The 25967-nt window shown below is 63.7% G+C and carries 26 protein-coding genes, 1 tRNA gene and 1 riboswitch; of the genes, 17 read left to right on the forward strand and 10 right to left on the reverse strand.

The genetic code is table 11. The features are described from left to right. The first annotated feature begins 161 nt into the window (after positions 1-161). Positions 162-2009: an ABC transporter ATP-binding protein gene (locus R3X27_RS13805; protein WP_317709450.1), complete on the forward strand. Its 1848-nt coding sequence runs from the start codon at positions 162-164 to the stop codon at positions 2007-2009. Positions 2010-2062: 53 nt separating this feature from the next. Here the strand turns inward: R3X27_RS13805 and R3X27_RS13810 are convergent, their stop codons facing one another. The 4 genes from R3X27_RS13810 to R3X27_RS13825 all read right to left on the reverse strand — a co-directional run bounded on the left by R3X27_RS13810 (position 2063) and on the right by R3X27_RS13825 (position 6081). Next, on the reverse strand, positions 2063-2764 hold the full coding sequence (locus R3X27_RS13810; protein ID WP_317709451.1) for an ATP-binding cassette domain-containing protein: 702 nt from the start codon (positions 2762-2764) through the stop codon (positions 2063-2065). Further along, the gene (locus R3X27_RS13815; protein WP_317709452.1) at positions 2751-4259 is read right to left on the reverse strand and encodes a thiamine/thiamine pyrophosphate ABC transporter permease ThiP; all 1509 of its coding nucleotides are present in this window, start codon (positions 4257-4259) and stop codon (positions 2751-2753) included. Before R3X27_RS13815 ends, R3X27_RS13810 begins: the two co-directional genes overlap by 14 nt. Beyond that, on the reverse strand, positions 4235-5215 hold the full coding sequence (locus R3X27_RS13820) for a thiamine ABC transporter substrate binding subunit (protein WP_317709453.1): 981 nt from the start codon (positions 5213-5215) through the stop codon (positions 4235-4237). Before R3X27_RS13820 ends, R3X27_RS13815 begins: the two co-directional genes overlap by 25 nt. 36 nt (positions 5216-5251) lie before the next feature. Continuing rightward, a riboswitch (TPP riboswitch) is annotated at positions 5252-5350 on the reverse strand. A 161-nt stretch (positions 5351-5511) separates the two neighbouring features. Continuing rightward, positions 5512-6081, reverse strand: a complete 570-nt coding sequence (locus R3X27_RS13825) for a helix-turn-helix domain-containing protein (RefSeq protein ID WP_411572495.1) — start codon at positions 6079-6081, stop codon at positions 5512-5514. A 178-nt stretch (positions 6082-6259) separates the two neighbouring features. On the opposite strand from R3X27_RS13825, the gene R3X27_RS13830 reads away from it, so the two are divergent. The 3 genes from R3X27_RS13830 to R3X27_RS13840 all read left to right on the forward strand — a co-directional run bounded on the left by R3X27_RS13830 (position 6260) and on the right by R3X27_RS13840 (position 8920). Next, positions 6260-7444, forward strand: coding sequence for a glycine C-acetyltransferase (locus tag R3X27_RS13830; protein WP_317709455.1), 1185 nt, complete (start codon positions 6260-6262; stop codon positions 7442-7444). A gap of 20 nt (positions 7445-7464) precedes the next feature. Next, positions 7465-8502 (forward strand): L-threonine 3-dehydrogenase, encoded by a 1038-nt coding sequence (tdh, locus tag R3X27_RS13835; protein WP_317709526.1) that lies wholly within the window; start codon positions 7465-7467, stop codon positions 8500-8502. Between the two features lie 70 nt (positions 8503-8572). After that, positions 8573-8920, forward strand: a complete 348-nt coding sequence (locus R3X27_RS13840) for a hypothetical protein (protein WP_317709456.1) — start codon at positions 8573-8575, stop codon at positions 8918-8920. Between the two features lie 313 nt (positions 8921-9233). Here the strand turns inward: R3X27_RS13840 and R3X27_RS13845 are convergent, their stop codons facing one another. Continuing rightward, positions 9234-9968 carry a ribonuclease activity regulator RraA gene (locus R3X27_RS13845; protein ID WP_317709457.1) on the reverse strand — a complete coding sequence of 245 codons (735 nt, stop codon included), beginning with the start codon at positions 9966-9968 and terminating at the stop codon, positions 9234-9236. A gap of 287 nt (positions 9969-10255) precedes the next feature. On the opposite strand from R3X27_RS13845, the gene R3X27_RS13850 reads away from it, so the two are divergent. The 3 genes from R3X27_RS13850 (at position 10256) to R3X27_RS13860 (ending at position 13878) form a co-directional block, all read left to right on the forward strand. Continuing rightward, complete coding sequence (locus tag R3X27_RS13850; RefSeq protein WP_317709458.1) at positions 10256-11002, forward strand: SDR family NAD(P)-dependent oxidoreductase; 747 nt, start codon at positions 10256-10258, stop codon at positions 11000-11002. Between the two features lie 445 nt (positions 11003-11447). After that, positions 11448-11523: transfer RNA gene (locus R3X27_RS13855), tRNA-Trp, on the forward strand. Positions 11524-11805: 282 nt separating this feature from the next. After that, the gene (locus tag R3X27_RS13860; RefSeq protein WP_317709459.1) at positions 11806-13878 is read left to right on the forward strand and encodes an FAD-binding protein; all 2073 of its coding nucleotides are present in this window, start codon (positions 11806-11808) and stop codon (positions 13876-13878) included. A gap of 61 nt (positions 13879-13939) precedes the next feature. Here R3X27_RS13860 and argF read toward each other — a convergent pair whose 3' ends face one another. Next, entirely contained in the window at positions 13940-14866 is a 927-nt protein-coding gene (gene argF / locus R3X27_RS13865) for an ornithine carbamoyltransferase (RefSeq protein ID WP_317709460.1), read from the reverse strand. A gap of 98 nt (positions 14867-14964) precedes the next feature. Next, entirely contained in the window at positions 14965-16143 is a 1179-nt protein-coding gene (locus R3X27_RS13870) for an aspartate aminotransferase family protein (protein ID WP_317709461.1), read from the reverse strand. 280 nt (positions 16144-16423) lie between these two features. Here R3X27_RS13870 and ispH point away from each other — a divergent pair, with 280 nt between their 5' ends. From ispH to rnhA, 5 genes are read left to right on the forward strand one after another with little or no spacing between them, the layout of a single operon-like run. Then, a complete protein-coding gene (gene ispH, locus R3X27_RS13875; protein ID WP_317709462.1) occupies positions 16424-17377 on the forward strand; it encodes a 4-hydroxy-3-methylbut-2-enyl diphosphate reductase in 954 nt (317 codons plus the stop codon). Then, entirely contained in the window at positions 17374-17988 is a 615-nt protein-coding gene (locus R3X27_RS13880; RefSeq protein ID WP_317709463.1) for a LysE family translocator, read from the forward strand. The genes ispH and R3X27_RS13880 overlap by 4 nt, the downstream gene beginning before the upstream one ends. Further along, positions 17985-18437, forward strand: coding sequence for a DUF3429 domain-containing protein (locus tag R3X27_RS13885; RefSeq protein WP_317709464.1), 453 nt, complete (start codon positions 17985-17987; stop codon positions 18435-18437). The genes R3X27_RS13880 and R3X27_RS13885 overlap by 4 nt, the downstream gene beginning before the upstream one ends. Beyond that, complete coding sequence (locus tag R3X27_RS13890) at positions 18437-19030, forward strand: class I SAM-dependent methyltransferase (RefSeq protein ID WP_317709465.1); 594 nt, start codon at positions 18437-18439, stop codon at positions 19028-19030. The genes R3X27_RS13885 and R3X27_RS13890 overlap by 1 nt, the downstream gene beginning before the upstream one ends. Positions 19031-19069: 39 nt before the next feature. Beyond that, complete coding sequence (gene rnhA / locus R3X27_RS13895; RefSeq protein ID WP_317709466.1) at positions 19070-19522, forward strand: ribonuclease HI; 453 nt, start codon at positions 19070-19072, stop codon at positions 19520-19522. Positions 19523-19587: 65 nt separating this feature from the next. Here rnhA and R3X27_RS13900 read toward each other — a convergent pair whose 3' ends face one another. Then, the gene (locus tag R3X27_RS13900; RefSeq protein ID WP_317709467.1) at positions 19588-20514 is read right to left on the reverse strand and encodes a glutaminase; all 927 of its coding nucleotides are present in this window, start codon (positions 20512-20514) and stop codon (positions 19588-19590) included. Positions 20515-21054: 540 nt separating this feature from the next. Between R3X27_RS13900 and rplS the strand changes: the two genes are divergently transcribed. The 3 genes from rplS to R3X27_RS13915 all read left to right on the forward strand — a co-directional run bounded on the left by rplS (position 21055) and on the right by R3X27_RS13915 (position 22314). Then, positions 21055-21426, forward strand: a complete 372-nt coding sequence (gene rplS / locus R3X27_RS13905) for a 50S ribosomal protein L19 (protein ID WP_317709468.1) — start codon at positions 21055-21057, stop codon at positions 21424-21426. Positions 21427-21437: 11 nt separating this feature from the next. Next, positions 21438-21659 carry a 50S ribosomal protein L31 gene (rpmE, locus tag R3X27_RS13910; RefSeq protein WP_317709469.1) on the forward strand — a complete coding sequence of 74 codons (222 nt, stop codon included), beginning with the start codon at positions 21438-21440 and terminating at the stop codon, positions 21657-21659. Between the two features lie 166 nt (positions 21660-21825). Further along, positions 21826-22314, forward strand: coding sequence for a GNAT family N-acetyltransferase (locus R3X27_RS13915; protein WP_317709527.1), 489 nt, complete (start codon positions 21826-21828; stop codon positions 22312-22314). Here the strand turns inward: R3X27_RS13915 and fosX are convergent. Next, complete coding sequence (fosX, locus tag R3X27_RS13920; protein WP_317709470.1) at positions 22281-22703, reverse strand: FosX/FosE/FosI family fosfomycin resistance hydrolase; 423 nt, start codon at positions 22701-22703, stop codon at positions 22281-22283. The genes R3X27_RS13915 and fosX overlap by 34 nt on opposite strands. A gap of 170 nt (positions 22704-22873) precedes the next feature. On the opposite strand from fosX, the gene R3X27_RS13925 reads away from it, so the two are divergent. Next, positions 22874-23914 (forward strand): M42 family metallopeptidase, encoded by a 1041-nt coding sequence (locus tag R3X27_RS13925; RefSeq protein WP_317709471.1) that lies wholly within the window; start codon positions 22874-22876, stop codon positions 23912-23914. Positions 23915-24004: 90 nt separating this feature from the next. On the opposite strand, the gene R3X27_RS13930 is transcribed toward R3X27_RS13925, so the two are convergent. Beyond that, entirely contained in the window at positions 24005-24910 is a 906-nt protein-coding gene (locus tag R3X27_RS13930) for a DMT family transporter (protein ID WP_317709472.1), read from the reverse strand. 298 nt (positions 24911-25208) lie between these two features. On the opposite strand from R3X27_RS13930, the gene R3X27_RS13935 reads away from it, so the two are divergent. Then, positions 25209-25931, forward strand: a complete 723-nt coding sequence (locus R3X27_RS13935; RefSeq protein WP_317709473.1) for an AraC family transcriptional regulator — start codon at positions 25209-25211, stop codon at positions 25929-25931. The last annotated feature ends 36 nt before the right edge of the window (positions 25932-25967 follow it).

A 25967-nucleotide genomic window follows, 5' to 3' on the forward strand; every position in this document is an offset into this window, starting at 1 on the left:
GGGACACAGCTCGCATTTGGGTGCGTCGTCACTGGGCAGAAAGAAGAGCTTCGATCCTGTTCAACTTGAGATTTGACAGACCTGTCGGCCGGACCGACAGTGAATGAAGAGTGATGGTTGCGGTAATGTTTCCGTCCGGATCGCGAAGCGGAGAAACTCGGATGGCAGGTCTCTATGAGCGGGTAACCCGTTTCTTTCTCAACGTTTTCGATCCCTACGACCTGTCGGACGCGACTCCGCATAGCGAGATCTGGCCTTATCTGAGGGCGCATATGTGGCCGATGCGACGGATCCTCCTCGCCAGCGTTCTGGTGACGGCTCTCGCGGCCAGCGTCGAGGTCTGGCTGATCCAATATGCCGGGAAGGTTGTCGATATCCTGGCCTCGACCTCGCCGGAACACCTCTGGAAGGAACAAGGGAAGAACCTGCTTCTCGCGGGACTGGTCGTCCTTTTGCTGCGGCCCTTCGCGCAATTCCTGCGCCTCGCGATCAACGACATTTCTTTCAGCTGCAACGTCGCAAACCTCGTGCGGTGGCGCGCCTTTGATCACCTGATCCGTCAGTCGGTCGGCTGGTTCCAGGAGGACCTGTCAGGTCGAACCTCAGGGCGGCTCGTCGATATCGGCAACCACGTTTCCGATGCAATTCACTCGGCGCTCAACACCGTCGCCTACGGGTTGGTCTACATGATCGGCGTTGTCGTGCTGATGGCCGGCACCGAGATCTGGCTGGCCCTTCCGCTTCTGCTCTGGCTTGGCCTCTACATGGTCGTGCTGATCCGGGTGATGCCCCGGATGGTAGACGCCCAGCATGATTTCCAATCGGCAAAATCGGCGCTCTACGGAACGGTGGTCGACGGATTCTCGAATTTCGACACGCTGAAGCTCTTCGCCCCGCGGGACCAGATCGCGCGGGAGCAACACGCCTCCCTCGAAGCCACGCGGCAGGCGCTGTTCAGAACCCGTCAGATCGGCATCGCCCTGCGCACGACCCTGATCATGCTCGAAGCCATCGTGATGGTCGGTTTTGTCGGATATGGCATCTGGCTCTGGTCGACCGAGGCCGCCTCGATCGGCCTCGTCTCCTCGGCCATCGCGCTGTCGCTCCGGATCACCACCATGGCCGACTGGGTCCTCGACTCGATCTGGTGGCTCTTCATGCGCATCGGGTCGCTGCGCGAGGCGCTTCAGACCATCGGCCAACCCATCGCGATCCCGAACGAGAGCGACGTCGAACTGGTCGTCGGAGATGGCGTCATCGAGATCGAGGATCTGCACCACCATTACGGGCTCGGCGCCGGTGGGCTGGACGGGATTTCCCTCACGATCCGACCCGGTGAAAAGATCGGGCTGGTCGGCCGGTCCGGGTCCGGAAAATCGACGCTGGTGAACCTTCTCCTGCGGTTCTTCGAGGCCGAGGAAGGCCGGATCCGGATCGATGGCCAGGACATTCGCGAGGTCGATCAGGACAGCCTGCGCGCTGCCATCGGGATGGTCGCCCAACAGGCCGCGCTGCTGAACCGCTCCGTCAAGGACAACATCCTTCTCGGTCGGACGGATGTCAGCGACGAGATGCTCAAGGCCGTGACCACCAAAGCCCGCGCGCATGACTTCATCACGGGCCTGCGCGACAACAAGGGCCGCGCCGGGTATGACGCGCATGTGGGCGAGCGCGGCGTGAAGCTCTCCGGCGGCCAGCGTCAGCGGGTTGCGCTGGCGCGGGTCATCCTCAAGGATGCACCGATCCTGATCCTCGACGAGGCAACAAGCGCGCTCGATAGCGAGGTGGAGACAGAGATCCAGCACTCGCTGATCGAGGTGATGCAGGACAAGACCGTGATCGCGATCGCCCACCGGTTATCGACAATTGCACGGATGGACCGGATCATCGTCATGGATCGCGGCAGGATCGTCGAGCAGGGCACGCATGAGGAGCTGAAGAGTCGATCGGGGCTCTACGCAAGCTTCTGGAGCCGACAATCCGACGGGTTTATCGATACCACGGATTGAGCGGCGCGCGGGATCGAGCCCCGCTCCTGCGCCGCACGGACACCCGGTGCGCGTCACTCCACGGCACGGCGTCCCAGATAGCGAGCGAGCGCAGGGGGCGGGCTTTGCAGAAGACCGGCGGTGGCTTCGGGAGCGGCGACGGCGCCATCCGCCACAACGGCGGACAAGCTGGCAATGCGCAGGGCATCCTGCGGATCATGGCTCACCATGAGAACCTGAAGCCCGTCCTCGCGGGCCATCTCGGCGACGAGGTCCAGCATCTCGATTTTCAGGGCCGGGCCGAGCGCTGCAAAAGGCTCGTCGAGCAACATCAGCGGGCGAGACTGCAACAGCACCCGTGCCAGCGCCACGCGGCTCTGCTGGCCGCCCGACAGCTCGGCCGGCTTGCGCGCGCCATAGCCGGGCAAGCCGACACGCTCCAGCGCGGTCTCCATCCGTGCGCGCTCTTGCGCGGTGGGACGTTTGCGGGTCAGCGCCAGCGCAAGATTTTCGGCCACGCTCAGATGGGCAAAGAGGTTGTTGTCCTGAAACAGCATCGCGACAGGCCGCTGCGCGGGCGCGAGCGCCGTGATCTCTGCGTCGCGCCAAAGGACCCGCCCGCTGGTCGCGGGAACGAAACCCGCAATCACGTTGAGCAGTGTGGATTTCCCGGCGCCTGAGGGCCCAATCAGCGCGGTGATACCTGCCGGAATGGTGATATCGGCCCTGAGATCGAAGCCCCCCTGCCGTACATGCATCTCGTCAAACCGCAGCATTGGCCCGCCCTCCCCGGTCAAATCCCCAGAACAACCCGAGGCTGACCACCAACAGCAGCAGCGCCGCCGCACGGGCCGCCTCCATCTGGTAGCTCCCCATCAGGCGATAGACCTGTAACGGCAATGTCGCCGTGTCGCCATCGGCAAAGAGCGTGATGACGCCCAGGTCGCCCATCGACAACGCCGCCGTCAGGCCGGCCGCAAAGCCCATCGGCCGGCGCAGGCGCGGCAGGTAGACAATGCGCCAGAGCCGCCAGCCAGTGAGCCCGAGTGCCGCGGCAAGGCGGCCGTAATCGGCGCGCGCGGCCTCCAGCCCGGGGCGCAGGATACGGATGACAAAGGGCAGCGCCATCAGCGCATTTACCAGCATCGTCACCGGGAAAGCCACTTCGGCGGGCCGGATGAGGGGTTGCACCAGCAGGAAATACCCGGTGCCGAGCACAAGGCCGCTGACCGAGATGCCCAGCAGCGCCGCAACCTCGCCCGGTGCCGAGAGAAGCGGCAGAGCGAGGGCGAGTGTCACAGCGGTGGCGCCGAGCGCGAGAGCCAGCGAGCGGGCGGCAGCGGACCAGACTTCGGGCGGCATCTCGGACAGCCCTGGCAGGCCAGCCAGGCCGACAGCGGCGAGCGGTGTGAGCAGGAAAGTGGCAGCGAGCAGGATCCAGAGGGCGTCGACGCATCGGGCAAGTTTGCCGCGCCCGTCCCAGCGGTCGGTCAAGCGGTCGAGCCCGTTGCCAAACCCGTCACTTGGCGCGAGGCGCAGGGCCAAGGCTCCGGCGCCGAGGCCGAGGCAGAGTTGCAGGGCTGCGAGGGTCGCGGCCTTTCCAAGGTCGAAATCGAAGCGGAAGGCCTGGTAGATCGCCAGCTCCACGGTTGTCGCCCGCGGCCCGCCCCCCAGCGTGAGGGCGACCGCGAAAGAGCCAAGGCAGATCACGAAGATCACGCCGAAGGTCCCCGGGCAGACCCGGCGCAGCATCGGCCGTTCAAGCACCCGCCAGACCGGTGCGTCGAGGGAGGCGGCAAGGCGAAACCGTTCGGCCGGGATCGCCAGCCAGCCTTGCAGCAGCAGCCGCACGGCGAGCGGCAGGTTGAAGAAGACATGGGCGAGGATCACGCCGTGATAGCCGTAGATATCCAGTCGCGGCAGGCCGAGCGGCGCGCCGATCCGATTGACCAGCCCGTTGCCGCCAAAGACCGCCAGCAACCCCAGGATCGCGACGATGACCGGCAGGATGAAAGGTGCGCCCATCAGGGCGACAAGGCCCGAACGGCCGGGAAAGCGGCGGCGGGAGAGGGCGCGGGCCACGGGGATGGCCAGCGCCACCGACAGTCCGGCGGAGAGCGCCGCCTGCCAGAGCGTGAATCGCAAGGCGGCCCAGTCGGCCGGCCCGAGCGTACCCGGTCCGCCGCCGCGCCAGAGCACCGCAGCCACGGGGAGGACAACCATCCCCGCAACCACGAGCGCCGCGCTTACTGGGAGAGCGCGCTGCGCCATGCCTCGATGGCCTCGTCACGCAGGGATGCAGCCTCGTCCTCGGTGTAGAACAGCACCTTTTCCGGACGCGGCAACTCGCGGAACCCTTCAGGCCATTTCTCTTCGGCCAACGCGGCCGGGAAGGACCAGTTCGAGGTCGGGATCATCGACTGGAACTCCTCGGTGAGGATGAAGGCCATGAACTGGTCGGCGAGATCCTCGTTATCCGTTCTGGCGAGCTTTGCCGCCAGTTCGACCATGAAGTAATGGCCTTCCTCGAAGATCGCTGCCGATTTGGTCAGATCCTCTTCGGCGATGATGTGATAGGCCGGCGAGGTCGTGTAGCTCAGCACCATGTCGGCTTCGCCATCGGTGAACATGCCGTAGCTTTCAGACCAGCCCTTGGTCACGGTGACGATCTTTGGCGCCAGCTTCGTCCAGGCCTCGGCGGACTTGTCGCCATAGACATGGTTCACCCAGAGCACCAGCGCCAGGCCGGAGATCGAGCTGCGCGGATCCTGGATCACCAGACGCAGTTCGTCCGGCGCGTCCAGCAGCGCATCGAAACTCGCCGGCGGCTCGGAGACCTTGGTGTTGTCATAGATGAAGGCCGTTTGGCCGTAGTTGAACGGCAGGAACGTGTCGTCCGACCATTCGATGGGCAGGGTCAGTCCCGAGACATCCAACCCGTGCGGCGCGAAAAGCCCGCTCTCGCGCGCCTTCTTGGTGATATCGGAATTGAAGCCGATGGCCACGTCGGCCTCGGTCCGTTCACCTTCCAGCAGCAGGCGCGGCAGAAGCTCGCCGGTCTTGTAGACCAGGTCGCATCCGCATCTGGCTTCGAAGGCCGCCTCGATGCCGGGACCGGGGCCCCATTCGGAGGCGAAGTAATCGGGGGCGTAAACTGTCAGTACGGGGGTTTCGGCCACAGCGGATGTGGCAAACAACAGGCCCGCAACAAGAGGAAGCGCCTTCATGGCAAACTCCTTGGGTTGTGGGCGGAGTTCGGACGGCCTGGGAATGTCGACCTTTCCTCCGCCGGTTCTAACCGGTTCAGGTTCAACGGGTTCGCGATATGCATCTCAGCTCACAGAGCACCCCGAGGTGCGACCGAAGTAGTGCACTCCCGCCGTTTCAACAAGGGCGAATTTGGCCATGAAAAGCCGGGGTCAGCCTCCAGACAGGCAACAAGACCGACAAGGTCATGCAAAAGGCAGAACGCTCCGACAGCATTTTCTCCTGCCAGCGCGAGGGGCGATCCTCACCGCATGTCTCAGACCCCATCCCGCATGACGATCATGAAGACATGCGCCGCTGATCCGGCCTCGATCCGGTGCGGCACATCGGCGGGATACCGGGCGCTGTCGCCTTCGCCGATCTCCGCCTCCTCCGCGTCGCAGGTCAGCGTGACCGCCCCCGTCAGCACCGTGATATGCTCGCGCGTCCCGGGGCTGTGCGGCGCGCTGTCGAGGCAGCCACCGGCGGCAAAGTGGAGATCGTAGATCTCATGCCGCCCGACATCGTCCGGCGGCGACAGGATATTGATCACGCAGCCCGCCCCCCGGGGATTGAGCGAGGGCGTGTCATCGGCGCGCAGGATGTCGATCTCCCGCCCACTCGCATCCTCATCGAGCAGCCCGGCAAAATCGACTTGCAGCGCCCGGGTCAGATTCCACAACGTGGCAACGGTCGGGCTGCTCTCGCCGCGCTCGATCTGGCTGAGCATGGAGCGCGACACACCCGAGAGTTTCGAAACCGCTTCCAGCGACAGCCCCCTGCCCTGCCGCAGTTTTTTGAGCCGCGCCGGGAGTTGATCCAGTATATGGGTGTCGTCATCCGCCATATCGGACATCTGCGGTTTCAACCGCACGCTGTCAACATCGCCACGCCAATATCGCCTTCGATAGGTACCCCAAATTGGCAAAACTCGTCCACTATTTCGGATTTCGTCCGTTTTGACGGAAATCCGTGATTTCGCACGCGCCTCCGATATGATAGATGTCGGACAAATGGAGGCTGCCATGTCACACCGATTCCTGTCCCATGTGAACGACACCCTGGCCGAGATCGAGGCCGAGGGCCTGATGAAGCGGGAGCGCGAGATCGCGTCGCCGCAGGGCGGCACGATCCGGGTCGGCGCGGGCGAGTTGATCAATCTCTGCGCCAACAACTATCTCGGCCTCGCCGACCATCCGGACCTGATCCGGGCGGCGAAGACGGCGATGGACACGCGCGGTTTCGGCATGGCTTCGGTGCGCTTCATCTGCGGCACGCAGGATCTGCATCGGGCGCTGGAGCAGCGGCTGGCACAGTTTCTCGGCAAGGCGGATTCGATCCTCTTCGCCGCCTGTTTCGACGCCAATGGCGGGCTGTTCGAGCCGCTGCTTGGCCCCGAGGACGCGATCGTGTCCGACGCGCTCAACCACGCCTCGATCATTGACGGCATTCGCCTGTGCAAGGCGCGGCGGTATCGCTACGCCAATAGCGACATGGGGGATCTGGAAGCTCAGCTGAAACAGGCGCGCGACGAGGGCGCGCGCAACATCATGATCGCCACGGACGGGGTCTTCTCGATGGATGGCTATCTCGCCAAACTGCCGGAGATCACCGCGCTGGCGGCACAATATGACGCCGTAACCATGGTCGATGACTGCCACTCGACCGGCTTCATGGGGCCGACCGGCGCCGGCACGGCAGAGCATTTCGGGGTGGAGGTCGATATTGTCACAGGTACGCTGGGCAAGGCACTTGGCGGCTCGATTGGCGGCTATATCGCCGGGCCGCAGCCGGTGATCGACCTGCTGCGCCAGCGCGCGCGGCCCTATCTCTTCTCCAACTCCCTGCCGCCGGCCATTGCCGCCGCCGGGATCGAGGCGATCCGGCTGGTCGAGGACGGCTCAGATCTGCGCGCCCGGCTCTTTGACAATGCCAGCTACTGGCGCGCCGGACTCACCGCGCTCGGCTTCGAGCTTCTGGAGGGCGAGCATCCGATCATCCCCGTCATGCTGGGCGATGCGCGGTTGGCACAGGCTATGGCGAGCGGGCTCTTCGAGCAGGGTGTCTATGTCTCAGGCTTCTTCTTCCCGGTCGTTCCGCGTGGCAAGGCGCGCATCCGCACACAGATGAACGCAGCCCTCAGCCGTGACGAACTGGATCGCGCGCTCGACGCCTTCGGGCGGGTCGGCAGGAAATTGGGGGTGATCTGATGGCACAACACTCCAACATGATGATCGCTTTGGCCAAGACCGAGCCGCGCGAGGGGTTGTGGCAGATCGAGGCGCCGGTTCCGGAGATCGGGCCGGATGACGTGCTGATCAAGATCAACAAGACTGGCATTTGCGGCACGGATATCCATATCTGGAACTGGGATGACTGGGCCGCGCACACCGTGCCGCTGGGGCTGATTACGGGGCATGAATTCGCTGGCGAGATCGTCGAGTTGGGGCGTGATGTGACGGGCCTCAGGATCGGCCAGCGATGTTCGGGCGAAGGCCATGTCGTGACCGCCGACAGCCGCCAGAGCCGCGCCGGCAAGTTCCATCTTGATCCCGGCACGCGCGGCATCGGCGTCAATATCCAGGGCGCATTTGCCAGTTACCTGCGCCTGCCGGCCTTCAACGTGGTGTCCCTGCCCGACGAGATCCCCGACGAGATCGGCGCCATTCTCGACCCTCTGGGCAATGCCGTGCACACGGCTTTGAGCTTTCCGCTGCTGGGCGAGGACGTGCTGATCACCGGCGCCGGGCCAATCGGGATCATGGCGGGCGCGGTGGCCGTTCATGCCGGCGCACGGCACGTGGCGATCACTGATATAAATCCGGACCGGCTGGCGCTGGCCACCGCCGTCGAGCCGAGGCTGCGAACGATCGACGTGAGCCGCGAGGATCTGAAGGACGTGATGCACGAGCTCGGCCTTGCGCAGGGCTTCGATGTCGGGTTGGAAATGTCTGGCAGCCAGGCGGCACTGGACCAGATGGTCGATGCGCTGGTGATGGGCGGCAAGATCGCGCTGCTTGGCATCCCGCCGGGCAAATCTCCGGTGGACTGGAGCCAGATCGTCTTCAAGGCGATCACCCTCAAGGGGGTCTATGGCCGCGAAATGTTCGAGACATGGTACAAGATGATCGCCATGTTGCAGAACGGTCTGGACGTGTCCCGGGTGATCACCCATCGCTTCGATGTCGCCAATTTCCGGGAAGGCTTCGAGACCATGAAGAGCGGGCAATCCGGCAAGATCGTGCTGGACTGGACGTCGACCCGCTGACCCGGACCCATCCGCAAATGCGCATCGGCCAGTCGATGCGTCAGGCCACATGAAAGAACAGGAGGGCGGCATGCCCAATCCGGACACCGACAGCGCCCGCTCTTCGAGCACCATTTCCTCGCCCGTTCCGGTCGAGGATATTCGCTTCGCACGCAAGACCTTCGGGACCTGGAAATTATCCTTCGAAATCCTTCTTGAGACGAACGGAACGAGCCAGGGGCTGGATCTCTGCGCTGATCTCGACCGGGTCGGGCTGCAACTCAAACACGTGAGCTTTGCCAACAATGGGTGCCTCCAGGTGCGGCTGGCCGACGAGGGATCGGTGGATCCAACCGTGATCGAAGCGGTCTTCGACGAACATCCCGGCGTGTCCATCCTGAAATGGACCAATCACGTCGCCAATGCCTCCGCGCCCTGAGGCGCTGCCCCTGCCCTGTCCGCCGCGCCCAGCCAGGTCGGCCAACACACGCGACGTGCGCTTTATGTCCCAGATCTTTTCGGGATCCTGTTCGGCGGCTCCATGCGGATGCACGATTGCGACAGGATCGTTTTTCTCGGGGCTGTCCGGACGATCGTATCAGGGGTCCGGATACAAATACCTGCCTGATTGCAGGGGGCCGCTCCCCGGAACAGGCTCTCTTGGGGCTCGGTGACCGGTATGGCCCATCTGCCGCGCAAAATGCACCCGCTGACCGGACCAGGAAACGCTCAGATCGGTTGCGCAAGCAAACCTAGGTTTTTCGGTTTCGTTTCCACTCGGAAAACAAGGTCATCGTCTCAGGATCGGTTGGTGGATAGAGGCCGAAAATCGACGCGCCCTCCTTCACCATCTCAAGGACAAAATCCTCGAACTGGGTCATCTCCGCCGCTTCGCCAGCCACGTCGTCCGCCAGATGTCTCGGGATACACACCACACCTTCATTGTCAGCAACCATCACGTCTCCCGGGAAAACCGACACACCGCCACAGGCGATCGGGTCGTTTATCGCGACGGCATGGTGCTTGATGAGATTGGTTGGTGCGCTTGGCCGTGAATGAAAGGCCGGCATGCCCAGGGCAGCAATATCGGGCGTGTCGCGGAAGCCGCCATCGGTGACGATGCCGCGACACCCGCGGGCTTGCAGTCGGGCGGCGAGAATGCAGCCGGCCGAAGCGGCACTCGCGTCTCCGCGAGAATCTATGACAAAAACTGCGCCGTCGGGACATTCTTCGACCCCTTTTCGCTGTGCATGCGAGTGGTCTTCAAAAGATGCCAACACATCGAGGTCTTCTCGGGCCGGAATGTACCGCAGCGTAAACGCGCCGCCGACCATGTTTTCCCCCGGCTTCAATCTGCAAAGTCCCTGTAGGAAGACATTTCGAAAACCGCGTTTGAACAGTGCCGTTGTAAGTGTCGCCGTGCTGACCTGCATCAGCTTATGTCGGGTATCCTCCACCAAACCAATCACAGTTTCCGCCTTTGCCATCTTTATGTGGGTCTAACCTGCTGCCTACAATATTGAATATTATTTGTCAATATTTGTTACTTTCATTCCCCTCAAGACTGTTCGGGACGATGGTCCTTTTATGCAGCATGTCGTGCCAGAGTTACGTCACGAAGAGGTTTGACAAGAGACAGGCAACGGTTGTTCTTCCCTGCCAACCAGTGTTTGGTTCGAGCAGTCCTGCAGGCTCACGAGGCCACCCAGGGATGTTTGCGCCAGCAATTTCGTGAACTGATACGTTCCAACGCCATGGAGGCACGGAGACACCGATGAAACTCAAGGGCAAGGTTGCTGTCGTCACTGGGGCCGGACGGGATATCGGACGTGCCTGCGCCGTGAAACTCGCCCATGAAGGGTGCGCGGTGGCGATCAACTACTTTGAAAGCGCGGAAGGTGCGCAACGGACGGTCGCGGAAATCACCGAGGCCGGAGGCCGCGCCTTCGCGATGCATGGGGACATGACCCAACCCGACGCCGTCCAAGCCTTTGCTGAAAAAGCCGTTGCTGAATGGGGCCGGATCGACATCGTCGTTCCCAATACCGGTGGGCTTCTGGCTCGGAAAACACTGCCAGAGATGACGGTCGAACATTGGCAGGCGGTCCTCGATGTGAATGTCACCTCGGCGATGCTGCTTGTCCGGGCAGCGCTTCCATTCATCCCCGATGGCGGATCGGTCACGCTGCTCGCCTCTCAGGCCGGTCGCGACGGCGGTGGTCACGGGGCGATCGCCTATGGAACGGCAAAGGGTGCGATCATGGCAATGGCGCGCGGTATGGCAAAGGAACTTGGCCCGGAAATACGGGTCAACGCGGTGTGTCCCGGACTGATCGATACCGATTTCCACAACATGTTCACCAAGCCGGAAACCCGAGCAAGAATCGCCGAAGCAAGCTTAATGAAGCGCGAAGGAACGGCAGATGAAGTCGCCGATCTGATCGCCTTCCTGGCATCCGAAGACGCGTCCTTCATCACCGGCGCCTGTTTGGACATTAACGGCGGTACAATTTACTCCTGATATATCTGACCTCTGAGGCGACGAGCGCAAACAGATCAAGGAGTGCCTCTGGCTTTTCGCACCATCTCTGGCGAAACCAGCCAGATCCGCAGCGACCTGGTTCTGTCGGCCCCCAGACAACCGGAGGTCGAGACGTTTTTGGTCTTCGATATCGGCTTGGCGTGATCGGTCTCCAACGAGACGCCCCCGGTCGGAAAACGCGACGATTCCCGCAACTGGCGGGGTTACTGCGGTATCGCTGCAGGGTTTGACACCGCAATCGGGCGGTTCGAGACGAACCAAGCAACCGATACGGACGGCGCGGAATATGACGAGGAGCAGCCGTTCGGTCTGACATTCCGATCAACCTTCTGACCCCTTCGCGACAAGACGGAGGTGGCTCGGAATTTAACTCATGCAATCGGCTTGACGCCCCCGATCCGAATCCATAGAAAACGCAAGCCTTAGGGGTATAGCTCAGCTGGTAGAGCGACGGTCTCCAAAACCGTAGGTCGCGGGTTCGAACCCTGCTGCCCCTGCCAATCAAACCGCCGAAAAATCGCTGCTTCAAGCTTGGAATGCAAGACGATCAGTTTGCGACCTGGTTCGTCTTGGGGTCCCCGCCACTCGCAGAGAGCACCTGTCACGCTGGCCTCACGACATGAACAATCTCAACCGTTTCATGCGACAAAGCCCCTCTCCCTCTCGCTTCGCTCCCGGATAGACAGCGGCAAACGAAGACGCCATTCACACAGGGCAACGCCGCGCCGCACCGCTCTTTCGTCGAACCGGGCCGTGCGTCCGGATAACTCGGAGGCACCGCCATGACATCCAAGGTCTCGCAGGAAATTCTCGACGCGCTCACCGATGTCGTGATGCCGCGGCTTCAGTCCGATCCCGGCATCACGGACATGCTGACCTGCAAGGGGTATGAGATTCCAGTCTGCCGGAGCGGCTGTGTCATTGTCGGAAGCGGCGCAGCGGGGTTGCGCAGCGCGGTCGAACTGAAACGGCGGACAGGCGACGTCATCATCGTGAGCCAGAGCGCCTGGGGTGGCACATCGGCCTGTTCGGGGTCTGACAAGCAGACCCTGCACACAGCCAATACATCCGATCGGGGGGATGATTTCCGCGCCATGGCCGAAGCGCTTCGGGCCGGCGGCGCGATGGACGAGGACACCGCCTATATCGAAGCGGTCGGGTCGCCGCGCGCCATGGCCTCGCTGCAATTTCTCGGCCTGCCGATCCCGCAGGACCGGCTGGGCGGGACCCTGCGGTATCAGACCGATCATGACGAGACGGGCCGCGCGACGAGCTGCGGGCCGAGGACATCGCGGCTCATGGTTCAGGTCCTCGCGCAGGAAACGCTCCGCCTTGGCATTCCCTTCTTCAACCAGACGACGGGCGTCAAGATCCTCAAGGACGGAACCGGAGCAGTCGCGGGCCTGCTTGCCCTGCGCCCCAGGGACCGGACGGAGGCGAACCCGCTCGGCCTCGTGCTGTTTCGCTGTAAGACCCTTGTGCTGGCCGCCGGAGGACCGGGGGAGCTTTACCGCGACAGCGTCTTCCCCAATGGTTGTTTCGGGTCTCTCGGGATGGCGCTGGAGGCAGGCGTCGAACTGGTCAACATCACCGAGAGCCAGTTCGGCATCGGCACCCGCCGGGAGGGCTTCCCCTGGAACCTGTCGGGCACCTATGTGCAAAGCATCCCGCATATCTATTCGCGCGATGCCGTTGGCACGGAGCACCATTTCCTCGGCGACTATTTCCGGACGACCCGGGAGCTGGCCTCCAACGTCTTCCGGAAGGGCTACCAGTGGCCCTTCCACGCGACCCGGATGCTCGAATTCGGTTCCAGCCTCGTTGACCTCGCCATCTTCCGCGAGGGCGAGGCCGGCCGAAAGGTCTTCATGGATTTCAACCGCAATCCTCTCCCGGTGCCGGGCGACCAGCCTTTCAGCCTCGACCGGTTGGACCCGGATGTGCGCGCCTATCTCGGCACGGCAGGGGCAAATCAGGACCTGCCGATCGACCGGTTGCGCCACATGAACCCGCTCGCGATCGAGCTCTATCGGCGCTACAAAGTCGACATTGCCGCCGATCCCCTCGAATTCGCCGTCAACAACCAGCATATGAACGGCGGCATCGCAGTCGATTCCTGGGGGCGGAGCAATCTGCCCGGACTCTATGCTGTCGGCGAGGCTGCGGGGACGCATGGAGTGACGCGTCCGGGCGGCTCGGCGCTGAATGCCGGTCAGGTCTTCGGAACCCGCGTGGCCGAACATGTGGCTGGCAGCGGAACAGCGGAGGACGCCGGGTTTGCCGGTATCGACCTGCCGCTCGAACGGGCCGTGGACGAGATCCGTACGGTTCTGCAACCGGAGAGCCAATGCGACCTGTCCTCGGTCCGGGAAAGCGTCCAGTCCCGGATGAGTGACACGGCCGGGATCATCTGCCGCCCCGGAGAGATCGCCGAGGCGCTGCGCGCGGCGCAGGAGCTGAACGAGGAGATCAGCGCTCAAGGCATCGCCATCGCAAAGCCGTCCGAGGCCGGACGCGTCCTGCAATGGCAACAGATGGCGCTGGTCTCCGAAGCCGTTCTGGCAGCGCTCGATTTCTACATTCGCCATGGTGGTGGCAGCCGGGGCGCCCGGGCAATTTGCGATGACACGGGAACGGGGGTGCCGAGCGCGCGGACGGCATCGCTGGAGGCCTATCGCTTCCGGGAGGAGACCGCGCAACACAAGGCGGAGCAGATCATCGTTTCCCTGCAGGATCGCCGGATACAGGTTTCAACCCGGGAAATCCGTCGTCTCGACGACTCGGTGAAGTCCGTCTTCGAACGAGACTGGCCGGACTGGCTGACCGGCGCCCTCTATCGAGACGCGCCGGACTGAGAGAGCTCGCTTGCGGCCTTGCCGCTGACGCGGGTGGGCGACCCTCACCCGATCCAAGCGATCAGAGGCCGAGGCACCAGCGCATGACCGCCTTCTGGGCGTGCAGCCGGTTCTCCGCCTCGTCGAAGATCACCGATTGCGGACCGTCCATGACCTCGCTGGTGGCTTCCTCGTTCCGATGCGCCGGCAGGCAATGCATGAAGAGCGCGTCGGAACCGGCGGCTTCCATCAGCTCTTCGTTGACCTGATACGGGCGCAACAGGTTGTGGCGACGTTCCTGGGCAGACTGGCTGTCATGCATCGACAGCCACGTATCGGTAACCACGAGATCGGCTCCCTGAACCGCCTTGAACGGGTCGCGCTCGATGGCGATGGAAGCGCCCTTGGCGCGCGCTTCGCCGACGAAGACATCCTCCGGGTCAAGCACTTGCGGCCCGGTGAAGGTCAGATCGAACCCGAACTGGCCGGCGGCATGGATGAAGGACGCACAGACATTGTTGCCGTCGCCCGACCAGACCACCTTCTTGCCCGCGATCGGACCGCGATGCTCCTCGAATGTGAGGATATCGGCCATGATCTGGCAGGGGTGGCTCCGGTCGGTCAGCCCGTTGATCACCGGCACGGAGGAGTATTCCGCAAGCTCCTGCAGAACGGCCTCCTCGAAGGTCCGGATCATGATCATGTCGACATAGCGGGAGAGGACACGGGCGGTGTCGGCGATGGTTTCGCCATGGCCGAGTTGCATTTCCTTGCCCGAGAGCACCATGGTCTGCCCGCCCATCTGGCGCACGCCGACATCAAAGGAGACGCGGGTTCTCGTCGAAGGCTTTTCGAAGATCAGCGCGACCATCTGGCCAGCCAGCGGGGTCTCGTCATCTGGCTGGCCCTTGGGGCGGCCATTGCGAGCGTCCTTGATGGACCGGGCGGTATCGATGATGGTCCGCAGCTGGTCCGGCGCCGTGGTGTTGATATCGAGGAAATGATTCATGAGCTTGGTCTTTCTTGGAGAGTTGGGAGGGGGGCCGTCTGCCCCCCGCGCGCCCTGCGCGCTCCCCCCGAGGATTTATCTGGAAAATGGATGCGGTTTCAGGCGCTCGCGGCTCGGGTCGCCGTTCGGTCGAGCCGGGTGAGGGCGTCGGAGATTTCCTCTTCGGAAATGTTGAGCGCGGGCAGGAGGCGGATCGTGTTCTCGGCGGCCGGGATGGTGAGCACCTCCTCGGCATAGCCCGATGCGACCACATCGCCGGCGGGAAGCTTGCATTTGAGACCCAGCATCAGCCCCTCGCCGCGCACCGCCTCAAAGACGTCCGGATGAGCCGCGACAAGGCCTTCGAGGCCCTGGCGGAGCTGGCCGGACTTGCGGTTGACCTCTTCAAGGAAGGCTGGCGCACCGACGATTTCGAGCACCGCGAGCGCCACGGCGCAGCCCAGCGGGTTGCCGCCATAGGTGGAGCCATGGGTGCCGGCGGTCATGCCGGAGGCGGCATCCTCGGTGGCGAGCACCGCGCCGATCGGGAAGCCACCGCCGATACCCTTGGCAACCATCATGATATCCGGCGAGATGCCGGTCCATTCATGGGCGAAGAGCTTGCCGGTGCGGCCCATGCCGCATTGGACCTCGTCAAGGATCAGCAGCGTGCCAGTGGCGTCGCAGGCCGCCCGCATACCCTTCAGGCAGGCGTCGTTGAGGGTGCGAATGCCGCCCTCGCCCTGGATCGGCTCGATCAGCACGGCGCCGATCTCCGGATCCTTCATCGCTTCCGCGAAGGCCTCGTGGTCGCCAAATGGCAGATGCACGAAGCCGGGCAGGAGCGGGCCGAAGCCTTCCGTCATCTTTACCGAGCCGGAGGCGGCAATGGCGGCTGAGGAACGGCCGTGGAACGAGCCTTCGAAGGTGATGATCTTCATCCGCTCCGACTGCCCTTTCTCATGCCAGTATTTCCGCGCCATCTTGATCGCGAGTTCGGCCGCCTCGGTGCCGGAATTGGTGAAGAAACAGGTATCCGCGAAGGTCAGCTCGGTCAGCCGGTCCGCGAGGGCCTCCTGCTTGTCCACATGGTAGAGATTGGACGTATGCCAGAGCGCGCCGGCCTGCTCGTTCAACGCCCGAACCAACGCGGGGTGGGCGTGACCGAGCGCGTTGACCGCGATGCCTGCGCCGAGATCGAGAAAACGTCGACCATCCGCCTCCACGAGCCAGCAGCCTTCGCCCTTCACGAAGTGGAGCGGTGCGCGGTTATAGGTCGGCAGAACGGAGGGGATCATGTTCGGTTTCCTCACTTCAGGAAGTGAAATCAGTGCCCGAGGGGCAAATGGGTGTCAATGAGGGAAGGCGGGGGTGCGCGGAATCGGCCGGCCGTGCGAGGACGGTCGGGTCAGCGGCTGCGTCGGACGCGTCGCGAAAGGGTATATGCGCAGAGGGTCGCCATGACCGCCAACTAGCCCTTTCGAAAGCCGGGCGCCAGTTCTTTCTTGAACGTGCTGACGGGAAATCCGGCTGGACGGATCGCAGCGCGCAGCTTACCTCTGTGGCTCGGAGGTGCCCATGACCAGACCCGCCCTGACACTCTACCTCGCCGCCCCGCGCGGCTTCTGCGCCGGCGTCGACCGGGCGATCAAGATCGTCGAGATGGCGCTCGAGAAATGGGGCGCGCCGGTCTATGTGCGCCACGAGATCGTGCATAACCGCTTCGCCGTGGACGGGCTGCGGGAAAAGGGCGCGGTCTTCGTCGAGGAACTCGACGAGTGCCCCGAGGACAGGCCGGTGATCTTTTCCGCCCATGGTGTACCGAAAGCGGTGCCGGCGGAGGCGGAGCGGCGCGAGATGGTCTTTGTGGACGCGACCTGCCCGCTGGTCAGCAAGGTGCATATCGAGGCCGAGCGCCATGCCGAGGAAGGCTTGCAGATCGTGATGATCGGACATGCCGGCCACCCCGAGACTATCGGCACGATGGGGCAGCTGCCCGATGGTGACGTGCTGCTGGTCGAGACGGCCGAGGATGTGGCCGGGCTGGACGTGCGCGACCCGGAAAAGCTGGCCTATGTGACGCAGACGACGCTGTCGATCGATGACACGGCAGGTGTCGTGGCGGCGCTTCAAGCGCGCTTTCCGGCCATTGTCGGGCCGCACAAGGAAGACATCTGCTATGCCACGACCAACCGGCAAGAGGCCGTAAAGGCGGTGGCGCCGCGGGTCGACGCGCTGCTTGTCGTGGGCGCGCCAAACTCGTCCAATTCGCGGCGGCTGGTCGAGGTCGGCGCAAAGGCGGGTTGTGCTTATTCGCAGCTCGTCCAGCGGGCGAGCGATATCGACTGGCGGGCGCTGGAAGGGATCTCCACATTGGCCGTGACCGCCGGGGCATCGGCGCCGGAAGTGCTGATCCGCGAGGTGATCGACGCATTCTCGGAGCGCTTTGACGTGACCGTGGAGACGGTCGAGACCGCTGTGGAAAAGGTCGAGTTCAAGGTGCCGCGCGTGTTGCGGGAAGCGGCGGAATGATCTCGCTGCAATTCCTCATCACCGCTTTCGTTGTCGTCGTCGCACCGGGGACCGGCGTCGTCTACACGTTGGCCATCGGCTTGGGACAGGGGCGCCGGGCCTCCGTCTGGGCCGCGCTTGGCTGCACCTTCGGCATCCTTCCCCATCTGGCAGCGGCGGTCCTCGGGCTGGCGGCGGTTCTGCACACCTCCGCCCTGCTCTTCCAGCTGGTAAAATTCGCCGGTGTGGCCTACCTGCTCTGGCTGGCCTGGCAGGCGCTTCGGTCCGGCGGGGCGCTGGCGATTGCACCCCGTGAAGGGGCGCCGAAAGCCTGGCCGATTGCCCGGCGCGGCGCGCTGATCAATATCCTCAACCCGAAGCTCTCGATCTTTTTCCTCGCGCTGCTGCCGCCCTTCCTTTCGGGCGACCCGGCGCGCGCCACTGCCGAAATGCTCCAACTTGGCGCCGTCTTCATGGCGATGACGCTGGCCGTCTTCGTGCTCTACGGCGCCTTCGCGGCCGCCGCGCGGGACGCGGTTCTCTCCTCCGAACGCGCGATGCGTTGGCTCAACCGCTCCTTCGCAGCGATCTTCGCCGCCCTCGGCGTTCGACTGGCGCTGGAGCGGGCATGAAGGGAATTCCGCAAACCGCTTTGTGGCTGAGCATTGCCGGTCTGGTGCCCTTTGTCTGGGGGGCGCTCACGCGGATTTCATCCGACTTCCAAGTGATGTCGCTGCAGCTTGGAGGCGCGCGCTTTGTTGCGCCGCAGGTCAACCTGTTCTACGGGATGATCATTCTGGCCTTCATGTCCGGCGTCCTCTGGGGCTTTGCCGCCAAAGCGAATGGCAAGATGGCAGCGCGCGGATACGCATTGTCCGTGATCCCGGCACTCTGGATTTTTCTCACGGGAGGGGGCCTGTCCGCCGACACGGCGGTTGACCTCATCCTCGGCTTCCTCGGGGTTCTCCTGATCGACTGGCATTTCTGGCGCAACGGACTGACCCCGCCTTGGTGGATGGCTCTGCGGGTTCCGATGACGGGAGCGGTTGTCCTGTGCCTCGGCGTCGAGGTCTTTCACTGATGGCTGATCGCAAGACGATCAGCCTCTATGACGGGCAGGCCGAGGATTATGCGAAGATGATCGACAGCGGCTGGCCCTATCCCCGGCTGGAACGCTTCATCGACTCGCTGCCGGAGGGCGGGCATGCGCTTGACCTCGGCTGCGGGCCGGGAAACTGGGCCGCGCGGATGGTTGAACGCGGACTCGAGGTCGATGCGCTGGATGCCTCCAAGGGCATGGCCGCGGTGGCCAGGGAACGCTACAGGCTGGACGTTCGCGTGGCCGGGTTCGACGCGGTCGAGGGCGAGGCGATCTATGATGGCATTTGGGCGCATTACAGCCTGCTCCACGCCCCGCGCGCGGCGATGCCGGGGCATCTGGCGGCGCTGTCGCGGGCGCTGCGACCGGGCGGGCACTTCCTGATCGCGATGAAGCTTGGAACCGGCGAGGCGCGGGACCGCCGGAACCGGTTCTACACCTATTACGAGGAGGACGAGCTGGCCGGGCTGGTCGAAGCGGTCGGGCTCATGATCTTCGACCGGGAATATGGCGCGGAGATCGGCTTCGACGGATCGCCCCACGATTTCATCATTCTGCACGCGCGGCGCGCCTGAGCGCTTGCCCCGGCCTCGTGGCTCCTCTATTCGCCCGCCATGGCTGATCTTTACGCATTCACCGATGGCGCCTGTTCAGGCAATCCCGGCCCCGGCGGCTGGGGCGCGCTCTTGCAGGCGCGCGAGGGCGACACCGTCGTCAAGGAGAGGGAACTCTCGGGCGGCGAGCCCGCGACGACCAACAACCGGATGGAGCTTCTGGCGGCGATCTCGGCGCTGGAAAGCCTGACCCGGCCGACCGAAATCACCATCGTCACCGATTCCGCCTATGTGAAGAACGGCGTGACGAGCTGGATCCATGGCTGGAAGCGCAATGGCTGGAAGACGGCCTCGAAGAAGCCGGTGAAGAACGAAGAGCTGTGGAAACGGATCGACGCGGCGCAGGCACAGCACAAGGTCAGCTGGGAATGGGTGAAGGGCCATGCCGGACACCCGGAAAACGAGCGCGCCGACGAGCTGGCCCGCGCCGGGATGGCGCCGTTCAAGAGCTGAGAGACAGCGCCGGACCGAGGGGACGGCGTCTCCGTCTTGTGTCCGCGCCCATTCACGCCCGGTCCCTAGGAGACGCTGAAGACCGACAGGCGCAGCAAATGTGTGAGCTTCGCCAGCGCCGCCGTCCCGCGCAGGGAATTGCCGAACTGGTCCAGCCCCGGCGACCAGACGGCAATCGAGGCGCGCCGGGGCACGATGGCCAGGATACCGCCGCCCACCCCGCTCTTGCCCGGGATCCCGACCCGATAGGCAAACTCGCCCGATCCATTGTAATGGCCGCAGGTCATCATCAGCGCGTTGATACTGCGGATATGTCCGGGCTGGATGAGATGTCCGGACGGGTGCAGCCCGGCAAGGAAGCGGCCGGTTCGGGCGAGTTGTTCGCAGGTCATCTCCAGCGCGCAATGGTGGAAATAGGTGCCGAGGGTCAGGTCGCAATCATGCCGCAGGTTGCCGCAAGCGCGCAGGAAATGCGCCAGCGACCGGTTCCGGTGACCGCTGGCATTCTCGGAAGCAGCAACTTCGGGATCCATATAGATGTCGTCATCGGAGGCCGCCTGCCGGACGAACTGGATGATCTCGGCCAGCGTTTCCTTCGGGGTCGCGCCGACAAGCAGCGAATCCGTCGTGACGATGGCGCCGGAATTGACGAAGGGGTTGGGCGGAATGCCGTCGCGTGTCTCAAGCTCCTGCACGGAGTTGAAGACGAGCGTCGAGGGCTCCCGCCCGACCCTGTCCCAGAAACGCGACCCGTAGCGCCCGAGCGCAATGGCGAGGGTGAAGACCTTGGAGACGGACTGGACGGAGAAACCGGTCGTGGCATCGCCAGCGCTGAGCTGCTGCCCGTCGGCCAGACAAATCGAAATGCCGAACTGGTCCGGATCGATCCCGGCCAGTTCCGGGATGTAATCGGCGACTCGCCCTCTATCCTCGCGCTGCTCCATGGCGGCACAGATATCGTCGAGCAGGGGGCGAACCGATTGACTGTCCATTGCTTTCCACGTGGCTCCCGCAGCGGGCGCACAGCACCGGTGCCGCGCTCTCCCTGGCGCGACGATACGAGCGCCGCTCCGCGTTGCAAGGCGCAAATTGCGGTGTGGGCCGGTACGCCGACCCGGTGCAATCGCGGCAATCCCTAACCGTGCTCTCGTGCCAATCAGCGTTCCGATCCGACCTTGGCACGCGGCTCGAAGCATCCGGCCTCGCGATCGCTTCCCGACAGGCCTCACGCGAGGCCCGATGTGGGTCAGGTTATCGCCTGCCCACGCTCACTGGCCACTTGCATTGACCACTCCCTTGACCTAAACAGCGCCATCCCGGGCAGGCAACTGACTCGGGCGGTTTTCTATTGCACTCCGGACATTCCGGGCGGGCCTTCTTCGGCCCCTCCCCGCCGGCGCGCCTCGAGACCGAAAAAGGAATGACGACCTGACCTCCGGCGGGCGCGGATTGCGGACCCGATGAAGACCTGGAGCTCCGGGACGCGGCAAACACTTTGCGGAACAACCGCAAGCAGCAAAGGAGCGTTTCAGATGAACCTGATCGCGGAACTCGAGGCGGAACAGATCGCCTCCCTCGGGAATGAAATTCCCGACTTCAAGGCCGGCGACACCGTTCGCGTCGGCTACAAGGTGACCGAAGGCTCGCGCAGCCGGGTCCAGAATTACGAAGGCGTCTGCATCGCGCGCAAGAATGGCGCTGGCATTGCCGGCTCGTTCACCGTTCGCAAGATCTCCTTCGGTGAAGGCGTGGAGCGTGTGTTCCCGCTGCATTCGACGAATATCGAGAGCATCACCGTCGTGCGCCGTGGTCGCGTGCGCCGCGCCAAGCTCTATTACCTGCGTTCGCGCCGCGGCAAGTCGGCCCGGATCGCGGAAGTGTCCAACTACAAGCCCAAGTCGTAAGGAGACAGATGATGAAAAAAGATCTGCATCCCGAATATCACGTCATTGACGTCAAGATGACCGATGGCACCATCCTCCAGATGAAGTCGACCTGGGGCAAGGAAGGCGACCAGCTCGCGCTGGATATCGACCCCACCGTGCACCCCGCCTGGACTGGCGGTTCGGCCAAGCTGATGGATACCGGCGGCCGGGTTTCCAAGTTCAAGAAGAAATACGAGGGTCTGGGCTTCTGAGAAGTCACAGATCACGGACAGTGCGGAACGCCGCTCCTTCGGGGGCGGCGTTTTTCGTTTGGCGGCACAGCTCAGGGCCTCTGTTCCGACCTCTTGTTGACCGTTGCGCACTTTGCAGCCAATGTCCGCGTCTGCTGAATGCGCATGAAAAGAAGACCGGGACTTGGTGACTGTCCGTTCATATCAAAGTGATGACCGTTTGTGGGTTGCGGAGTCCAACGTGCAGTTTTACCGGAGATTTCACGACTTCGATGTCACCTTTTCCGAGGCGGTGAACGCGGCTCTGGACCTGCTGGAAGACCAGATGTCGAAGGCTACAAGCAATTACCTGATTGCCGAGGCCGCGAACCGACCCGTAGGCTGCATATTCCTGAGTGCGGAGACGCCAACGGTTGGACGCATCCGCTTGTTCTTCGTCGAGGATGCATATCGGGGAAAGGGCATCGGCGCGCGCCTGCTGGGGGATGGTCTCTCCCGGGCCAGAAGGAACGGCCTGCAGTGCATTCGCGTCTCGACTTTCGATCAGCATCCCGAAGCGTGCCGACTCTACGAGTCATTTGGATTCGAACGCGTCAATTCGGCAGAAATGCGGGCATACGGTCGGGACATGCACCAACGAGACTATGAGTTGCTGCTTGGCGGCGGCGACGCGTAGCGGGCCAGACGCTCTTCCAGCGTGCCGCTGTGCAACTCGAACATGTGGTTGTCATGGTCATAAAAATATATCGATTTTCCCTCGCCGGCAACCCGTGACCGTCCATGTTCCACGTCCAGCCCAAGCGCCAGGATACGCTGAAGCCGATCCTCGACCGCGTCCGGTGCAATCTTGAAAGCAACATGATTATACGTTCGGGTTTCGAGCGGGTCGCCCTCCATTATGGCGATCCATGATCCTCCGATATCGAAAAAGCGCTCTTTCGAAAGCGAATAGGTCTCGTCGCCACTGTCGTAGATCTTTCTCGCATCCAGTACCCGCACCAGAATCTCTTCCATCTTGTCCAGGTCTCTGACGACAAAGGTCATGTGGCTAAGGCCCTCGATCATCCCATCCCTCCTGCCTCGGAATCGCAGGAACCATAGCTGACAATCGGCGGATGTCAGCAAGGTCCCCGTCGACCATCCCCGGCCTTCATCTCCGAGACGAGGACACCGGTTGCAGACCACACCCGCCGGCCCTATGCCTCGGATATCCCGAGCCAAGCGATGGAGCGACCATGAATACCGATCTTCTCAAGCGCCTCTGCGAGACCCCCGGCGTTCCCGGCCACGAACAGCGCGTGCGCGATCTGATCCTTTCCGAGATCGAGGGCCTCTTCGACCATGTCGAGACCGACCCGATGGGCTCACTGCTCTGCCGGCGCGACGCCCGCGGCGGCTCGGAGACCCCGACCAAGGTCATGCTGCTCTGCCACATGGACGAGATCGGCTTCCTCGTGAGCCATATCTCCAAGGAAGGCTTTCTCTATCTCCAGCCCGTTGGAGGCTTCGACCCGCGCACCCTTTTCGCCCGCCGCGTCATCGTCTGCACCGATGAGGGCGATCTCAAGGGCGTCATGAACCCCGCCGGCCCCGGCGTGCACATCACCAAGATGGAGGACCGCAAGAAGGTCCCCGAAGTGCATGAGTTCATCGTCGATACCGGGCTGGGCGAGGCAGCCGCCGAGCGCGTGAAGGTCGGCGACATGGTGGTGATGGACGAGCCCTTCCTCGAGATGGGCGAGAAATTCGTCTCCAAGGCGCTGGACAATCGCGTCGCCTGCTGGCTCGGCATCGAGGCGCTGCGCGGCCTCGGGGACGCGGCGAACGAGGTCGAGATCCATGTCGCCTTCACCTGCCAGGAGGAGGTCGGGCTGCGCGGCGCGCGCACCGCATCGCACCGGATCCAGCCGGATATCGGCATCGGCGTGGACACCACGCTGGCCTGCGACACGCCCGGCGTACCGGAGCAGGACCGCACCACCGAACAGGGCAAGGGCTTCGGCCTGCATGTGCGCGACACCTCCTTCATCGCCGACACGGCGCTGGTGGCCGAATTCGACGCGCTGGCCCGCGCCGAGGAGATCCCGTTCCAGCGCACCATGCTGCGCGCCGGCGGCCAGGATGGTGCGGCCGCCCAACAGGCCGCAGCCGGCGCCCGCGCCGTCGGCATTGTGGTCGGCACGCGCTATATCCATACCGTGACAGAGATGGTCGATCGCCGCGACCTCCAGGCCGCACAGGACATCCTGACCGCCTATCTCAAACAGGCCAGCTGAGACGACCAGGTCAGCCGCGTTCGCCAGACGCTCCTGACGCAACCCGAACGAATGGAGACAGGGCCGGCGATGCGGATCGCCGGCCCTGTTTTATTTCGCCAGACTTTCCGCCGGGCCGCGAACGCACCCCTTTGGCAGGCGGACAAACATCACCGCGTTGCCCAGCAGGGCGAGCAACACCCCGGCGCCGCTGACCCAGGTCCACTCATATCCTTCAAAGACGGTCGAGATCGCCAGCGCCACGATGGGGAACAGCACCGTCGCATAGGCCGCGCGCGACGAGCCGACGCGGGCGACCAGCATCAGGTAGGTGGTGAAGGCGATGATCGAACCGAAGACGGCCAGGTAGAGCATGGCGCCAAGATAGGCCGCATCGGGCGGCGCGATCATCGGCGTGCCGCTCGCGAGGATCGCCGCCAGAAGGATCGCTGCGCCGCAAGCCATCCCCCATGCGTTGGCAGCAATCGTGCCGAGCCCCGCCGCCGAGTTGCGCCGCGAAATCATGTTCCCCAGCGAGAAGAACAGCGTCCCCAGAGCCGCCAACGCAATTCCGTGCAACGCCTGCCCGGAGGCGTCCAGCGACAGGTCTGGGCCGAAGAGAAGAACCAGCCCGAGCACCCCGAGCGCGCTGGCAAGCATCACCCGCCCGGTGATCCGGTCGCCGAAAAAGAGCCGCGCGTTGAAGGCGTTGAACAGGGTCGCGAGCGAGAAGACGACGGAGAGCAGCCCGGAGGGGATATAGGCGGCGGCGGCGTAGAAGCAGATGAAGTTGAGGCTGAAGAGACAGAGCGCCTGCGCGAGGATCCAGGGCCGGTGTCGGCGATCGGGCAGGATCAGCCGGCCGGACAATGCCAGTCCAAGCAGGAACACCCCACCCGCCGCAGCGAAACGATAGAACACCGAGACCAACACCGGCACCGGCCCGACCTGAAGGGTGATGGCGATCCAGGTTGTGCCCCAGATCAGGACGGTCATGGCGAACAGAACGGTATTCATGGCGACTCCTTGCGTACTGTCGCCGACATAAACGCTTCACCGCTGTCAGTTTTGCACGATCTTGCGGTAAATACTCTCGCGCCCAACGGTTTCACTTGGCTGTCGGGCCGGACAGGCGCTATCCCTGCGCCAAACCACCGGATTCCGTTCAAAGCCAATGCCTGCCCAGTCGAAACCCCTGTCCAGCTTTCTCTCTGCCTCCCCGACAGCCCGGGCCCTGGCACGGATGGAGCTTGGCTTCGGCCGCTCCACGACGATCTGGTGCAACCGGAACGACCAGATCTCCGTTGAAAACCCCGTGGGACATACATTTAGCTTCTACCTGCGCGGCGGCGAGGGAACGTGGCGGGTCGATGGCGCGCAGGCGCATGGCTGGCCGGGCGCGGTCTGTGTCATGCCACAGGGGCAAAGCTCGGTCTGGCGCATCACCCGGCCTTTTGTCTTCCTGCATCTCTACCTGCCGGATGACGAATTGCGCCGCAGCTTCGCCGAGACCTTCGACCGGGACGCCCGGCGGCTGGAACTGGCCGAACGGACCTATGTCGAGCCCGAGCAACTCGCCATGCCTTTCAAAGCGCTTCTCGCGGCGATCCAAAGCGACGATCCGGCCTGCGCCGATGCGGCGGCGGTCGAGCTGATGGCGACACTCCTCGCCTCCGGCCGTTTCGCGAACAAGGCCCGATTGCCGCTCACCGGCGGGCTGTCTCCAAGGCATCGCACGCTGCTGTGTGACTTCATCGAAGCCAATCTGGACCAGACTCTCCGCCTGCGAGAGCTCTCGACCCTTGTCGGACTCAGCGAGTTTCACCTGCAGCGCAGCTTCCGCGAGACGTGTGGAGTCTCGCCGCAGCGCTGGATCGCCCACCGGCGGACAGAACGGGCGAAAAGACTGATCCGGGATGGCGAGCCACTCGCGCAGGTCGCGGCCGCCTGCGGTTTCAGCTCCCAAAGCCACCTGTCGCGCAGTTTCCGCGACGGGACCGGCGTAACGCCCGGCGCATTCCGGCGCGCCATGGCCTGACCGACGCACCGGGGAGACCCCTGCGTTCAATCCGGT

This window comes from Tropicimonas sp. TH_r6 (assembly GCF_033101155.1).
GTDB lineage: Bacteria > Pseudomonadota > Alphaproteobacteria > Rhodobacterales > Rhodobacteraceae > Tropicimonas.